This is a genomic window from Ideonella livida (assembly GCF_010499455.1).
In the GTDB taxonomy this organism is placed as follows: Bacteria; Pseudomonadota; Gammaproteobacteria; order Burkholderiales; family Burkholderiaceae_C; genus Ideonella; species Ideonella livida.
In genome coordinates this window covers 1-14,773 of sequence record NZ_JAAGOH010000038.1, presented here as the reverse complement: position 1 = coordinate 14,773, position 14,773 = coordinate 1, and the positions used below count along the sequence as shown (strand labels likewise).

Genomic DNA, 14,773 nt, shown 5'->3' with positions numbered 1-14,773 from the left:
TCCGAAAGGAAACCCATGAGCCCCATTCTTGACATCGCCTTCGTGCGTTACCAAGTCACCGACCTGGACCTGCAGGAGGCCTTTCTGCTGGACTTTGGCCTGCACCGCAGTGCGCGCAGCGCCGATGCGCTGTACATGCGTGCCGCCGGCCCGGCGCACCATGCCCACATCTCGCACCTGGGGCCGCACAACGCCACCCTGGGCCTGGGCTTTGTGGCGCGCAGCGCCCAGGCCCTGGCCGCGCTGGCCGCCCGCGTGGGCCGCCCGGTGGAAGACAACCCCGAGCCCGGCGGCGGCCAGCGTGTGCGCTTCGCCGACCCGGCGGGCTTTCAGATCGACGTGATCCACGGCCAGGCCCAGCTGCCGGTGCTGCCCACACGGGCGCCACTGGCCTTCAACCCGGCCAGCGGCCGCCAGCGCTTTGGCACCCCGGTGCGCCTGAAGCCCGCGCCGGCCGCCGTGACCCGCCTGGGCCACGCCGCGCTGCTGGTGGCCAACTTCCCGGCCATGCTGAAGTTCTACACCGAGGTGCTGGGCTTCAAGCCCTCAGACACCTACCACGCCGGCCCGACCGAGAACGTGATCGCCGCCTTCATGCACTGCGGCCTGGGCGACACCTGGACCGACCACCACACCGTGGCGCTGATCGCCGCGCAAGACGGCATCAACCGCTTTGACCACACCGCCTTTGAGGTGCTGGACCTGGACGACCTGGTGCAAGGCGGCGAGCACCTCAAGGCCCGGGGCCACCGCCACAGCTGGGGCATTGGCCGCCACATCCAGGGCAGCCAGTTGTTTGACTACTGGCGCGACCCCTTCGGCCACAAGATCGAGCACTGGACCGATGGCGACCTGGTCAACGACAGCACCCCCGTGGGCCACGCCCCGGTCAGCGCCGAGGAACTGCGCCAGTGGGCGCCCGAGCTGACGCCTGAATTCTTCGCCTGACCGCTGACCGACCGGCCGGCGAACTTCCTGTCCCCCTTCCTCATCTTCGGAACACACCATGAAACTGGCCCGCTACACCTTGAACGCCCGCACCGGCGTGGGCATCGTCTCCGGTGACCGCATCATCGATCTGGCCACCGCCCTGCCCGAGGCCCCCACGTCCATCCGCGCCATCCTGGCCGCCGGCCCGCAGTGGCTGGACCGCATCCAGGCCGCCCTGCCCACCGCCCCGGTGTCGCATGCGCTGGCCGATGTGAAGCTGGAAGCCCCCCTGCCCGAGGCGCAAAAGTTCATGGCCATTGGCATGAACTACCACGACCACGCCGAAGAGGCCGCCCGTGCCGGCGTGCCCGTGCCCAAGCACCAGCTGTGGTTCAACAAGCAGGTGAGCTGCATCACCGGCCCCTTCGACCCGATTTACCAGCCGCGCGTGTCCGACAAGATGGACTACGAGGCCGAGATGGGCGTGGTCATTGGCCAGCGCTGCCGCTACGTCAGCGAGGCCGATGCGCACCAGGTGGTGGCCGGCTACTTCGTCTGCAACGACGTGACCGCGCGCGACTGGCAGTTCAAGAGCCCCACCTTCACCTTGGGCAAGAGTTTTGACAGCCACGGCCCCATCGGCCCGTGGATCACCACCGCCGACGAGGTGGCCGACCCACACAACCTGCAGATGCAGCTGTGGGTCAACGGCGAGCTGCGCCAGCAGGCCAACACCGGCGGCATGATCTACAGCATCTGGCAGCAGATCCACGAATTGAGCCAGGTGATGACGCTGGAGCCGGGCGACCTGATCGCCACCGGCACCTGCGCCAACGTGGGCATCGCGCTGGGCAAGTTCTTGCAGCCGGGCGACGTGGTCAAGGTGGCCATTGAGGGCCTGGGCCACATCGAGAACCGGGTGGAGGCCGAGCCGGCCATCGCCTGATCCGTGCGGTTGGAGACCCCCATGAAACGCGCACTGCTTCGCACCATCCTCTTTGCACTGGGGCCCATGCTCCAGCGTTCGGCCCGGCGCCACCCGGGCCTGGGCGCCTTTCTGCGCCGCCACGACGCGGTGGTGCAGATCCAGCTCAAGGACGGCACGCTGGGCCGGCATTTCCACCTCCAGGGGGGCCAGGTGCGGGCCCATGCCGGCCTGCATCCGGCGCCCGATGTGCGCATGGTGTTCAAGGACGTGGACACCGCCCTGGCCATGATGAACCCCAAGGCCGACATGGGCGAGGTGGTGCACGCCGCCAAAGCCTTCAAGGTGATGGTGCTGGGGCCCGATGTGCTGTGCGTGTGGTTCATGCAGGCGCTCAACCGCATGCAGAGCAGCGGCCTGCAGATGGGCACGCCCCAGCCCGATGGCTGCACCCGCTACACCATGCTCACCAACGGCGGGCCGCTGTTTGTGCATGTGCGCCAGGGGCGCATCGTGCGGCTCACGCCCATCGAGCTGGGCGCCGACGATGCCGCCAGCTGGCAGATCACGGCCCGGGGACGGGTGTTTCGCCCGCGCCGCCTGGCCACGGTGGCCTCACACGCGCTGGCGATGAAGTCGGCGGTGTATTCGGACCAGCGCATCCTCTACCCGATGAAGCGCGTGGACTTTGACCCGGCCGGCGAGCGCCACCCCGCCAACCGGGGCAAGAGCGGCTACGTGCGCATCAGCTGGGACGAGGCGCTGGACATGGTGAGCCAGGAAATCCTGCGCCAGCGCCGTGTGCACGGCCCGGGTGCGATGACCATCACCCACGGCTCGCACCACCAATGGGGCAATGTGGGCTACTACCTCTCCAGCCTGCTGCGCTTTGGCAACTTGGTGGGCTTCACCCGCGTGGCGGCCAACCCCGACAGCTGGGAAGGCTGGTACTGGGGCGCCATGCACCACTGGGGCCAGTCGCAGCGCGTGGGCATTGCCGGCAACTACGGCACGGTGGAAGACTGCCTGCAAAACGCCGAGCTGATGGTGTTTTGGAGCAGCGACCCCGAAAGCACCCGTGGCGCCTACAGCGCCCACGAGGGCACGCAGCGCCGCCAGTGGGCGCGGGAGCTGGGCATCGAGTTTGTGCACATCGACCCGCACTTCAACCCCACCGCGCAGTGGCTGGGGGGGCGCTGGGTGCCCATCCGCCCTGGCACCGATGCGGCGCTGGCCCAGGCCATCATGCAGGTGTGGGTGGCCGAAGACCTGTACGACAAAGCCTATGTGGCCGCGCACACCACCGGCTTTGAGGCCTGGCGCGCCCACCTGATGGGCGAAGACGACGGCTGCCCCAAAACCCCCGAATGGCAAGAAGCCGAAACCGGCGTGCCCGCCAAAGACGTGCGTGCCCTGGCGCGGCTGATGGCGCGCAAAAAGCTGTACCTGGCCGCCGGCGCCAACGGCGGTGGCTTTGGCGGTGCCGGGCGCGGCGCCACCGGCGCGCAATGGGCGCGCTGCATGGTGATGCTGATGGCCATGCGCGGCCTGGGCCAGCCGGGCGTGAACATGGGCAACCTCGACTCCGGCACGCCGCTGGACCACGAGTTCTACTTCCCCGGCTATGCCGACGGCGGCATCTCCGGCGAGCTGAACTGGAACGGCAACGCGGTGCACAACTACCAGAAGATGCCGCACGTCATCACCGTCAACCCGGTGCGGCAGCTGGTGCCCAAGCAGCACTTCCCCGAGGCCATCACCCAGGGCCACGCCAGCGGCTACCTGTGGGACGGCCTGGCCACCGAGCTGCAGTTCGCCCCCTTCCAGTACCCCATGCCGGGCTACTCGCCGATCCACATGATCTACAAGTACGGCGGCTCGTGGTTCTCCACGCTCACCGAGTCGGCGCGCATGGAGGCGGCCTACCGGCACGAGAGCATCGAGTTCGTGGTCAACCAGTCGATCTGGATGGAGGGTGAGACCCAGTTCGCCGACCTGATCCTGCCGGCCTGCACCCAGTTCGAGCGCTTTGACATTGGCGAGTGGTGCTCGGGCGGTGGCTACCTGCCGCACGGCTTCAACAACGTCAACCACCGCGTCATCGCCTTGCAGCACCAGTGCATCGAGCCGCTGGGCGAGTCCAAGTCCGACTACGAGATCTTCAGCCTGATCTTGCAGCGCCTGGGCCTGGGCGCCATGTTCACCGAAGGCTGCAGCGAGCTGGACTGGTGCAAGCGGGTGTTCGACTCGTCGGACGTGGCCAAGCGCATCAGCTGGGCCGAGTTCTGCAAAAAGGGCTACTACGTGGTGCCGGCCGAGGCCGAGGGCCTGCGCCCGGCGGTGCAGTGGCGCTGGTTTGCCGAGGGCCGCCCCAAGGACATTGCCGAGGCCATGCCGCTGCCGTCGCAGTGGTCGGGCCCCATGGGCCAGGGCCTGCAAACCCCGTCGGGCCAGCTCGAATTCATGCCCGAAACCCTGCAACGCCACGACCCGCACAACCCCGAGCGCCCGGTGCTCAACCGCTACATCCCCTCGTGGGAAGGGCGGCGCAGCGCGGTGGCCGAGCGCTTCCCGCTGCAGCTGGTGGCCACGCACTCGCGCTACAGCTTCCACACCAATGTGGACGGCAAGGGCGGCTTTCTGGAAGACATCGAGGACCACCGCGTGCGCATCGAAGGCCACCCGTACTGGGTGCTGCGCCTGCACCCCGAGGACGCGGCCGCGCGGGGCATCCGCCACCACAGCCTGGTCAAGGTGTTCAACGACCGGGGCGCGGTGATCTGCGCCGCCGACGTGAGCCCGCTGATGGCCCCGGGGGTGGTGAAGTCCTGGGAGTCCAGCGCCCAGTACCAGCCGGTCGAGGTCAACGGTGAACGTCTGGACGTGGGCGGCAGCCTGAACGTGCTGACCTCCTCACGCCCGGCCATCTCCGGCACCCACAGCATGGCGCCCAACGCCTGCATGGTGCAGGTGGCGGCTTGGGTGGGCGAGGCACCCCACCACTGCCTGCACCACCTGAACCACTTGCACCACCCGGCCACGGGCGCCACCCCCGCCCCCCTTCAGGAGGTTTGACCCATGACTGCCAATCCGACATGGCACCTCATCATCGACGTGGCCGAGTGCAACCACTGCCACAACTGCGTGCTGGCCGCCAAAGATGAACTGGTGGGCAACGACTTTCCCGGCTACTCCGCGCCGCATGCGGCCCATGGGCCGGGCGTGATCCGCATCGAGCGCACGGTGCGTGGCCACGGCCACTGGGTGGACGCCGCCCACCTGCCGCGCCTGTGTCAGCACTGCGCCAATGCACCCTGCGTGGCGGCGGGCCAAGGCGCGGTGCGCCAGCGGCCTGACGGCATCGTGATCTTCGACCCCGTGGCCGCCAAAGGTCGGCGTGACCTGGTGGACGCCTGCCCGCATGGCGCCGTGGTGTGGAACGAAGCCGCGCAGCTGCCGCAGACCTGGTTCTTCGACGCCCACCTGCTGGACCAGGGCCAGGCCGCGCCGCGCTGCGTGGCCGTGTGCCCCACCCAGGCCATCCAGGCGCTGAAGGTCAGCGATGCGGACATGGCCCAGCGCGCCCAGGCCGAGGGCCTGCGCCGCCTGCAGCCCGAGCACGGCACCCAGGGCCGGGTGTTCTACCGCCACCTGCACCGGGTGGACCGCCTGCGCCTCGCCGGCAGCGCCATCGCCAACGTGCAGGGACGCCCCGAATGCCTGGAAGGCGCCGAGGTGCGGCTGGTGCGCGATGGCCAGGTGCTGGCCCAGACCCGCAGCAACGCCTTTGGCGACTTCGCGTTTGACGACCTGCCCCCCGGCGCCGGCCGCCTGAGCGTGCACCTGAGCCACCCCCAGGCCGGCCAGGCCGTGGTGGCCACCGCGCTGGCCCAGACCCCCGTGGTGCTGGGCGATGTGCTGCTGAGCTAGCACGCCCCTGCCGGGGTGCCGGCCAACGTGCCCCCGTGCCGGCCCCTGCTTTCACACCACCGCCGCATGGCGCCCTGTTGGGGCTGGCCAGGGGCGGTGCCACGTCCCCCTGTCTTTTTGCCTCTTCCCTTTGCCTCTTCCCACCGGAGCCTCACCATGCAAGAGCACGTCATCATCACCTGCGCCCTCACGGGGGCCGGCCCCCGCTCGGCCAACCCGGCCCAGCCCATCACCCCGCGCCAGATCGCCGATTCCGGCCTGGCCGCCGCCGACGCCGGCGCCGCCATCTTGCATGTGCATGTGCGCGACCCGCAGACCGGCGAGTTCTCGGGCGAGCTGGGCCTGTACGAAGAAGCCGTGGGCCTGATCCGCGAGCGCAACCCCGAGGTCATCCTCAACCTCACCACCGGCCTGGGCTCGGGCTTTTACCCCCAAGACCCGATGCTGCCGGTGGAAGCAGGGCCGGGCACCCACATCTGGACGCCCGAGAAGCGCGTCGAGCATGTGCTCAAGCTCAAGCCCGAGATCTGCACCCTGGACCTGGTGACCGCCCAGGTGTTTGGCGGCATCGTCATCAGCACCGAGGCCGTGCTCACCCGCATGGCCACGCTGGTGCGTGCAGCCGGCGTCAAGCCCGAGATCGAGCTGTTTGACAGCGGCGACGCCGTGCTGGCCAAGCACCTGATCCAGAAAGGCGTGCTGGACGGCCCGGGCCTCTACTCCTTTGTCATGGGCCTGAACTTCACCATGCCGGCCGACACCGAGACCATGACCTACCTCCGCAACCTGCTGCCCGCTGGTGCGCAGTTCCAGGGCTTTGGCATCGGCCGCAACCAGTTCCCGATGGCCATGCAGTCGCTGCTGCTGGGCGGGCATGTGCGCGTGGGCATGGAAGACAACGTCTACGAGCGCAAAGGCGTGTTCTTCAAGAGCAATGCCGAGCAGGTGGAGAAGGCGCGGCGCCTGATCGATGCGCTGGGCGCCGGTGTGGCATCGCCGGCACAGGCGCGGCGGCTGCTGGGCTTGGCCTGAGCGGCGTTGCAGGGGCTGTGCAGCGCCCGCCTCAGCCGCCAGCCGGGGCGGGTGCCCCGTCGCCCACCACGCAGTTGCGCTGGCGCTTGGCCCGGTAAAGGCGCTCGTCCGCCTGGGCAATGAGGGACTCCAGAGCGGTTTCGCTGGGCAGTTCGGGCAGGGTGGCAACGCCGATGCTGATGGTCACGCGCGGCAGGCCCTCGGGCACCGGCTCCTCGGCCAGGCGCTGGCGCACGCGCTGCGCGGCCTCGGCGGCGCGGGCGGCCGGGCAGGCCGGCAGCAAGGCCACAAACTCCTCGCCGCCCCATCGGCCCAGCACATCGGTCTGGCGCAGGCTTTCACGCAGGCGCTGCGCGGTGGTGCGCAACACCTCGTCGCCCACCTTGTGGCCCAGGGTGTCGTTGACCTGCTTGAAGTGGTCCAGGTCCATCAGCAGCACGGCTGCGCCGCGCTGGTGGGGCTCGGCCCGCCCCTGCAGCTGGATCAGGCCCTGCGCCGCCTGCAGAAAGCCGCGCCGGTTGCGCAGCTCGGTCAGGGGATCGGTCACACTGAGCTGCTCCAGCCGGCGGGTGAGCTGCTCAATGACGAGCATCAAGAAGGCCAGATTGACGGTCACGGCCAGCACCATCTCCACCGCCAGCACGGGCAGCGGGCGCACCGGCAGCTCCAAGGTGAGCAGGCGCTCGGGCTGCGACAGGTGCTGCAGCAGGCCAGGAATCAGCAGCACCACCAGCAGGCCCATGCCGGCCGTCATCACCGCCGCGCCACGGAACACGCGCAGCCAAGGCCAGCACATGACGATGCGGTGAACGGTCCAACCCAGGGTGAAGACCATGACGGCCACCGTGGCCAGGGTTGGTTTGCCCCACACACCGGCCACCAGCAGATGCGCCGTGGCCACCAGCAGGGCATGGCGCACGGTGGCCACCCGGGTGTCCACACCCAGCAGCCGGGCTACCGCCGCGCTGTGCAGCCCTGCGCCCAGCACGATGAGGGACAGGCTGGGGCTGATCACCCATGGCACCGTGGCCGCCGGGACCATGTCCCTGCCCAGTGACACGGTAAGGGCCACGCCTTGGGCCAGGGCCAGGCAGACATTGCCCGCGGACCAGGTGTAGAGGGCGCCGCGGTCTCGCGCCAGCGAGGTGGGCAGCAGCAGCAGGCCCAGGGTGGTCAGCAGCGTGACCACCAGCGCGGCAAACAGCGTGGCGTTCTCGTCGATGAGTTGCATGGGGCTGGGCACCTGGACAGGCCGATTCTCCGCTTATCGGCACCGGGCGCCAGGAGCTTAGCGCCCACTTTCGCCCGATCCGACGATCCCCCGGCGGACGGACCGGTCCCAGACTGGCTCCAGGGGCTGGCGCGGCGCGGGAGCGCCTGCATATTCCGAGGACAGCGCCTGCGCATCGCGCCGTCGGACGACGAAGGAGTGGTGGAGATCGTGTCGACCGCGTGGGCGGATCGCTCAACACGTTTGACGACCGCACGGTGGCCGAGCTGGCCGAGGCCGTGGCGATGATCCGGCGCCACTACACTGGCGTATGCATACGCTGGCCGAGTCCCTGCAGGACACGGCCGCCTCACCGACTGAACACGCCTTCAAGCGCCTCTTCTTCCCGTGCTCCACAGCCACCAACTCATCGCCGCCCTGCAGCAACTGGGCGTGCCTGAATGCCCCACGCGCAACGCCCGGCCCGGACACCGCAGCAAGGCCCGCGGCTTCCAGTCGCCCACCATGGCGTATCCCGTCTACGTCAAGGTGGCCGACAAACCCCAGCCCGTGCACAAGCAGCCGCTGGTGATGCACACCGGCCTGGCCACCACCCTGCGCCCGATACTGCAGCGCATGGACGGCCTGCACCTGGCCGAACCCGGACACACCGTGGCCAGCTCCGGCTACTGCGCCTTTGCCAGCCGCGCCGACGCCGGCCGCTCCCCCCGCGGCACCCCCCTGGACGTGGAAAGCACCGCCGCCCTGGCCCAGCTGCTGCGCCTGCTGGGCCATGTCGACCCCAGCCCGGCACCGGCCACCGCACCCGCCCCACCGGCTGCAGCGCCCCGCCGGGCGCCGGATCCCGAGGTGGTGGCCTGAGCAGGCCGGCACCACGCAAGACGGGCAGGGTGTAGAGAATGGACCACTGGTCGGGGTGGAGGGTGCCGCTCAACCGGGGGCATCGGCTCTCGGCAGGGTGCGGCTCTCGGTCTCCAGTTGAAAGGCCAGGGCCACGAACAGGGCCTGCGCCAGGGTCATGGCATTGGTCAGCGCCCGAAAGCCGTGGGTGGAGGCCTCAGGCACGCACAGGCTGATGGTGGCCTCCCGGGCCAGCGGACCGTCGGCTGCGTCGGTGAGGGCCACCACCGGCACGCCCAGGGTGCGGGCCACGCGGGCGGCATGCAGGGTCTCGGGCGCGTAGGGCGCAAAGCTGATGGCCAGCAGCGCGTCGCCGCCGCGCAGGCCGCGCAGCTGGCCTTCGTGCATGCCGCCGCCAAAGTCCACCCACTGCACCGGCTTGCTCAGGCTCTGCAGGCCATAGGCCAGAAACCCGGCCACCGGATAGGCACGCCGGGCCCCCACCACCCACAGGCAGTGGGCCCCGCCGAGGCAGGTGATGGCGGCCTCCAGGTCCTCGGCGCGGATCTCGCGCTGCAGCAGCTTGACGCCGGCGCAGGCACCGTCGATCACCTCAAAGGCCAGCTCCGTGCCCTGGCGCACCCGGCTGGGCTGCTGCTGGAGCAGCGGCCGCATACGCTCGCGGTAGTCGGTACGCTGGCCCAGGTGGTGGCGCTGGAAATCCTCGCCAAAGGCCTGCTTGAGCTCCTGGAAACCGTGGAAGCCGAAGTGCTTGGCAAATCGCACCACGGCCGAGGGCTGGGTGCCGCAGCGCTCGGCAACGTCCTGGATGCGCTCCAACACCAGGTAGTCGGCATGCTGCAGCACATAGTGGCCAATGGTCTTGAGCTGGCGGCTAAGCCGGGGAAGTTCCTCGCGGATGCGCTGCAGCAGCGGCATGGCGTCGCGCGCGTCCTTGCCCAGGGACATGTCCTCCAGGCGAGGACGGCCGGCGGCGGCACGCGACTGGGCGCGGACGGGCACGGTCGGCCGGGTGAGCGGTGCGCAAGCTTGCATCGGGTCGGTTTCGCAACAGGTAGACGTGCCAGCAGGCACGGACGGCACGGGCCGGCCCCACGGCGCGCTCAGGTCGAGCCGCGCACGACCAGCCGGCCAGTCAGGGTCAGGGAGGCCGGCTCGCGCCGGCCCAGCAGCATGTCCACCAGGGCGGCCACCATGGCGGACATGGGCTGCTCGTACGTGGTGAGGTCGAACATGGACATGCCGGCCAGGCCCACGCCGTCATAGCCGGCAATCGCCAGGTCCTGGGGCACCCGCAGGCCAAACTCGCGTTGCGCCACGTCGAGCGCCCCCAGGGCCAGTACGTCGTTCTCGCACATCAGCACGTCGATGCGCTCATGGGCCGGCGTGCGGGCCATGTACTGGCGCAAGCACGCCTCGGCGGAGGGAAAGTCATAAGCCCCGGCGGCCAGCTCCGGCACCTGCGCCACCCCCCGCGCACGCCAGTTCTCGGCAAAGCAGCGCTGGCGGCCCAGGCCGGTGGACAAGGCCTTAGCGCCAGACATGAAGCCCGGGCGCCGGTAGCCCCGCGCGGCCAGGTGATCGACGATCTCGCGCATGGAGACCTCAGGGTCGCAGGCCACGGACGGGATCTCGGCGATGGTGCTTTAACGGGCCAGCACGAACAGCGGCGGGCTGCCGGGCTGGATGGCGGTGGCCAGCGTCTCGTCGCGAAAGCCCGTGCCCAGCAGCACCACCGCATCCACCTGGCGCTGGTCCGCGTTGAGGAAGGCGTGCGCATGATCGAAGTGCTGGCCGATGTGCACCAGCATCGCCACCAGATCCTCGGCCTGGAGTGCCGCGGTCAGCGCCTCCAGCGCCGCCAGCTTGTGCGGGTTGCCAAAGTCGTCGACCAGCACTGCGATCTGGTGCGTGGTCTTGGTGCTCAGGCTGCGCGCCAACAGATTGGGCCGGTAGCCCAGCCGCTCGGCCACCGCCATCACATGCTCGCGGCTCTTGTCCGAGATGTAGGAGCCGGGCGCGAAGGCGCGGGTGACGGTCCAACGGGAGACCCCGGCTTCGAGGGCAACATCGGCGGCGGTGGCTTTGCGGGACATGGATCGGCAGTGGAGCGGTGGGACGGGCCCGGACGCGGCGGGACTCAGCCCTGGGTGACGTCGGACAGGCGGACCGCCCGATTCTGCTGGATCGAGGCGATGCAGCCCAAGGCCACGGCCAGCGCGGCGCGGGCGTCGGCACCGCCGGGGCCAGCATGCGGGCGGCCCTGCAACACGCTGTCGGTGAAGTGCTGGATCTGCGCGGTGTAGGCGTCGGGAAAGTGCAGCGTGTCCATGCGGAAGGTCGACGCGGACACGCCCTGGGCATCGAAGACCCGCAGGCTGGAGGTGCGCACATCGCCCATCGTCACCATACCGGCCGAGCCGAAGACCTCGCCACGGATGTCGTAGCCGTAGAGGGCGCTGAAGTTGGCTTCGGCCACGGCGATGGCGCCGTTGTCGAAGCGGATCGTCACCACCGCGGTGTCGATGTGGCCGGCGGCCTTGGCGTCGGGGCGCACCAGGGCGTCGGCGATGGCCGTCACCTCGACCGGGCGGGCGCCGGGGTTCAGCCACAGCAGGGTGTCGAAGTCGTGGATCAGGGTCTCGTAGAAGATGGTCCACAGCGGCACCTTGGCCGGGTCGCCGCCCCAGGGGCCGGGGTCACGCGTCAGCGAGCGCAGTAGCTGCGGCGTGCCGATGCGCCCGGCGTCGATGGCGGCGCGACCGTCGGCGAAGGCGCGGTCCCAGCGGCGATTGAAGCCGACCTGCAGTTGCACGCCGTTGGCGCGGGCCGCGGCGATCACGCGGTCGGCCTCGGCCAGCGTCAGCGCCATCGGCTTCTCGCAGAACACGTGCTTGCCGGCCTCGGCCGCCGCCTCGGCCAGCGGCGTGTGGAAGCGCGCGGGCGTGGCGATCAGCACGGCGTGGACGTCCGGGTCGCGCCAGAGCGCGGCCGGGTCGGTGTGGGCGGTCTCGCAGCCCAGGCGGTCGGCCAGGCGGCGCGCGGCGCCGGGGGCCGGATCAGCGACGGCGATCAGCTTGGCGTTGGGGATGCGGCGGGCAATGCTCTCAGCATGGAAGGAGCCGATGCGACCGGCGCCGATCAGCGCGATGTTGAGGGTCTTGTGGGTGGACATGGTGGTCAAGGTGAAGTGAAGAGGGGGTGGGCACGGGCGGCGTGACCCGGCCGGGCCTTGGGTAGGAGGCCGGTTCTGGGGGGTCAGACGGTGAAGGCGTCGCGGAAGCGGCGCAGGGCCAGCTCGCTGTCACTGGAGGCGAAGGCCTCCAGCCCCACCGTGCCGTACCAGCCCATGGCGGTGAGGGCGCGGGCGATGGCCGGGTAGTGGATCTCGCCGGTGCCGGGCTCGCAGCGGCCGGGCACGTCGGCCACCTGGATCTCGGCGATCCAGGGCAGGCAGCGCTTGCACAGCTCGATCAGGTTGCCCTCGCCGATCTGCGCGTGGTAGAGGTCGAGGTTCAGGCCCAGGTGGCGCGGGCGGTCGATCGAGGAGACGAGTGCCAGCGTGTCCTCGGCGCGGCCGAAGGGCGTGCCCGGATGGTCCAGCGGCAGGTTCAGGTTCTCTAGCATGAAGGTCACGCCGTGGCGCTCGCCCAGGTCGGCGATGCGCTGCAGCGTGTCGCGGGCCTTCAGCCACATGGCGCCGGTGACGGTCTCGCTCGGGTGCACCGGCAGGCCGCGGCCGTCGAGTCCGGTGCCGTGCAGGTTCAGGCGCGGCACGCCCAGGTCCTTGGCCACGGGGATGGACTGCGCGGCGGTCTTCAGCAGCTCGTCGGCGCCGGCGGCGTCGGCCAGCGTGCCGCTCACGTAGCCCGTCATCGACGAGAAGATGGCGCCGGTGGCGGCCAGGGCGCCAATGTCGTGCTTCGTCCAGTCCCAGATCTCGACCTGGTAGCCGAGGGCGTGGATGCGCCGGACGCGCTCGACCGGCGGCAGGTCGCGAAAGACCATCTCGGAGGACACGGCCAGGGTGAAGTGGCCCACGGAGGAAGAGGTGGCGGTCATGACGGTGGAGGGGACAGGGGGTGGGAAGGGGCAGGCCAGCCGGCACTGCCCGGGCAGGAAGGGGCGCTCAGATGGTTCCGCCAAGCTCCGTCCCGACGTCGGCCAGCTCTTTGCCGCCCGCCATCAGGTTTTGCAGCGCGTCCATCGAGATCTCGCCCTTGGCATGGGTGCCGAGCGTGCGGCCGCGGTTGAGCACGGTGAAGCGCTGGCCCACCGCATACGCGTGGCGCACGTTGTGGGTGATGAAGATGACGCCCAGGCCGCGCTCGCGCACCTGGCGGATGTACTTCAGCACCATCGAGGTCTGGGCTACGCCCAGCGCCGAGGTGGGCTCGTCCAGAATCAGCACCTTGGCGCCGAAGTGCACCGCCCGGGCGATGGCCACGCACTGGCGCTCGCCGCCCGAGAGCGTGCCCACGGCCTGCTGCGGATCGCGCACGTCGATGCCGATGCGGAGCATCTCCTCGTGGGTGATGCGGTCGGCCAGCGCCATGTCAAAGCGCTTGAACAGGCCCCAGCCGGTCTCGGGCTCGCGCCCCATGAAGAAGTTGCGCGTGACCGACATCAGCGGAATCATGGCCAGGTCCTGGTAGACCGTGGCGATGCCGGCGTCCAGCGCATCGCGCGGGCTGGCAAAGCGCACCGGCCGGCCCTCGACCAGCAGCTGGCCTCCGGTGGGCTGGTGCACGCCGGCCAGCGTGCCGATCAGCGTGGACTTGCCGGCGCCGTTGTCGCCCAGCAGGCACAGCACCTCACCGGCATGCACCTTCATCGAGACGCCGCCCAGGGCGATCACCGAGCCGAAATGCTTGGTGACGTCGCGGACTTCGATCAGCGGGGTGGAGGCAGAAACGGTCATGTCAGCGCTCCCCGGTCACGCGCTTGCGCACGATGTTGTTGAAGATGACCGCCACCAGCAGCATGCCGCCGAGGAAGACGAGGTAGAAGTCCTGGTCGATGCCGGTGTAGGTCAGGCCGATCAGCACCATGCCGAAGAGGATCGAACCAAAGAAGGCGCCGATGGCCGAGCCGTAGCCGCCAGTCAGCAGGCAGCCGCCGATGACCGCGGCGATGATGGCCTCGAACTCTTTCTGGAAGCCGCGGCGGGCGTCGGTGGAGCCGGCGTCGAGCACCGTCAGCACCGCCACCAGCGCCGCACAGGCCGCGGTGGTGATGAACAGCGCGATCTTCACGCGCGCCACCGGCACGCCGGACTTGCGGGCCCCGCGCGGGTCGCCGCCCGCGGCGAAGATCCAGTTGCCATGCTTGGTGCGCAGCAGCACCCAGGTGGCCAGCGCCGTCAGCGCGATGAACCACAGGATCTCGACGGGAATGCCGATCACCGAGGGCTGGCCGTTGTCGAAGCGGGCGATCCAGCCGCGCTCGGCCAGCCAGCTGAACAGGCCAGTGAAGGTGTGGCCCATGAACAGCGGCGCCAGCACGCTGCCCTCGACCGCCTCCTTGACGCCGCGTAGCTGCGTTGCACCGCCGCTGGCCCACTTCAGGCCCACCAGGGTCAGCCCGCGCAGGATGAACAGGAAGGCCAGCGTGACGATGAACGAAGGCAGTCCGGTGCGCAGGGTGATCTGCGCGTTGAGCAGGCCGATCAGGCCGGCCACCGCAAAGGTGATCAGCAAGGCCACCGGCAGCGGCACCTGCCACACCACCAGACAGCCGGCAAAGACCAAACCGGCAAAGGCCACCATGGAGCCCAGCGAGAGGTCGAACTCGCCGCCAATCATCAGCAGCGCCGCGCCGATGGCCAGGATGCCGAGCTGGGCGGCAGGGGCCATGAAGTTCAT

General features: G+C 69.8%; 14 protein-coding genes. 6 read left to right on the top strand and 8 right to left on the bottom strand.

The annotated features are described in order from the left end of the window. Positions 1–15: 15 nt before the first annotated feature. The 5 genes from G3A44_RS20185 to G3A44_RS20165 all read left to right on the top strand — a co-directional run bounded on the left by G3A44_RS20185 (position 16) and on the right by G3A44_RS20165 (position 6,817). Complete coding sequence (locus tag G3A44_RS20185) at positions 16–948, top strand: VOC family protein (RefSeq protein WP_163459559.1); 933 nt, start codon at positions 16–18, stop codon at positions 946–948. A gap of 58 nt (positions 949–1,006) precedes the next feature. Further along, positions 1,007–1,876, top strand: a complete 870-nt coding sequence (locus tag G3A44_RS20180) for a fumarylacetoacetate hydrolase family protein (protein ID WP_163459558.1) — start codon at positions 1,007–1,009, stop codon at positions 1,874–1,876. 21 nt (positions 1,877–1,897) lie between these two features. Next, positions 1,898–4,930 carry a molybdopterin-dependent oxidoreductase gene (locus G3A44_RS20175; RefSeq protein ID WP_163459557.1) on the top strand — a complete coding sequence of 1,011 codons (3,033 nt, stop codon included), beginning with the start codon at positions 1,898–1,900 and terminating at the stop codon, positions 4,928–4,930. Positions 4,931–4,933: 3 nt separating this feature from the next. Continuing rightward, complete coding sequence (locus G3A44_RS20170; RefSeq protein WP_163459556.1) at positions 4,934–5,785, top strand: 4Fe-4S dicluster domain-containing protein; 852 nt, start codon at positions 4,934–4,936, stop codon at positions 5,783–5,785. A gap of 156 nt (positions 5,786–5,941) precedes the next feature. Continuing rightward, positions 5,942–6,817, top strand: a complete 876-nt coding sequence (locus G3A44_RS20165) for a beta-keto acid cleavage family enzyme (RefSeq protein WP_163459555.1) — start codon at positions 5,942–5,944, stop codon at positions 6,815–6,817. A 31-nt stretch (positions 6,818–6,848) separates the two neighbouring features. Here the strand turns inward: G3A44_RS20165 and G3A44_RS20160 are convergent, their stop codons facing one another. After that, a complete protein-coding gene (locus tag G3A44_RS20160) occupies positions 6,849–8,048 on the bottom strand; it encodes a GGDEF domain-containing protein (protein ID WP_163459554.1) in 1,200 nt (399 codons plus the stop codon). Positions 8,049–8,435: 387 nt separating this feature from the next. Between G3A44_RS20160 and G3A44_RS20155 the strand changes: the two genes are divergently transcribed. After that, entirely contained in the window at positions 8,436–8,909 is a 474-nt protein-coding gene (locus G3A44_RS20155) for a hypothetical protein (RefSeq protein ID WP_163459553.1), read from the top strand. A gap of 69 nt (positions 8,910–8,978) precedes the next feature. Here the strand turns inward: G3A44_RS20155 and G3A44_RS20150 are convergent, their stop codons facing one another. The 7 genes from G3A44_RS20150 to G3A44_RS20125 all read right to left on the bottom strand — a co-directional run. Beyond that, on the bottom strand, positions 8,979–9,944 hold the full coding sequence (locus G3A44_RS20150; protein WP_163459552.1) for a MurR/RpiR family transcriptional regulator: 966 nt from the start codon (positions 9,942–9,944) through the stop codon (positions 8,979–8,981). 68 nt (positions 9,945–10,012) lie between these two features. After that, positions 10,013–10,531 (bottom strand): substrate-binding domain-containing protein, encoded by a 519-nt coding sequence (locus tag G3A44_RS23335; RefSeq protein WP_203561501.1) that lies wholly within the window; start codon positions 10,529–10,531, stop codon positions 10,013–10,015. A gap of 24 nt (positions 10,532–10,555) precedes the next feature. After that, the gene (locus tag G3A44_RS23330) at positions 10,556–11,005 is read right to left on the bottom strand and encodes a LacI family DNA-binding transcriptional regulator (protein ID WP_203561500.1); all 450 of its coding nucleotides are present in this window, start codon (positions 11,003–11,005) and stop codon (positions 10,556–10,558) included. A gap of 44 nt (positions 11,006–11,049) precedes the next feature. Further along, entirely contained in the window at positions 11,050–12,084 is a 1,035-nt protein-coding gene (locus G3A44_RS20140; protein ID WP_163459551.1) for a Gfo/Idh/MocA family oxidoreductase, read from the bottom strand. 83 nt (positions 12,085–12,167) lie between these two features. Beyond that, a complete protein-coding gene (locus tag G3A44_RS20135) occupies positions 12,168–12,971 on the bottom strand; it encodes a TIM barrel protein (RefSeq protein ID WP_163459550.1) in 804 nt (267 codons plus the stop codon). A 67-nt stretch (positions 12,972–13,038) separates the two neighbouring features. Then, complete coding sequence (locus tag G3A44_RS20130; protein ID WP_163459549.1) at positions 13,039–13,830, bottom strand: ATP-binding cassette domain-containing protein; 792 nt, start codon at positions 13,828–13,830, stop codon at positions 13,039–13,041. Between the two features lies 1 nt (position 13,831). Beyond that, positions 13,832–14,773, bottom strand: a 942-nt coding sequence (locus G3A44_RS20125) for an ABC transporter permease (protein WP_163459548.1), incomplete at its 5' end; no start/stop codon positions are given.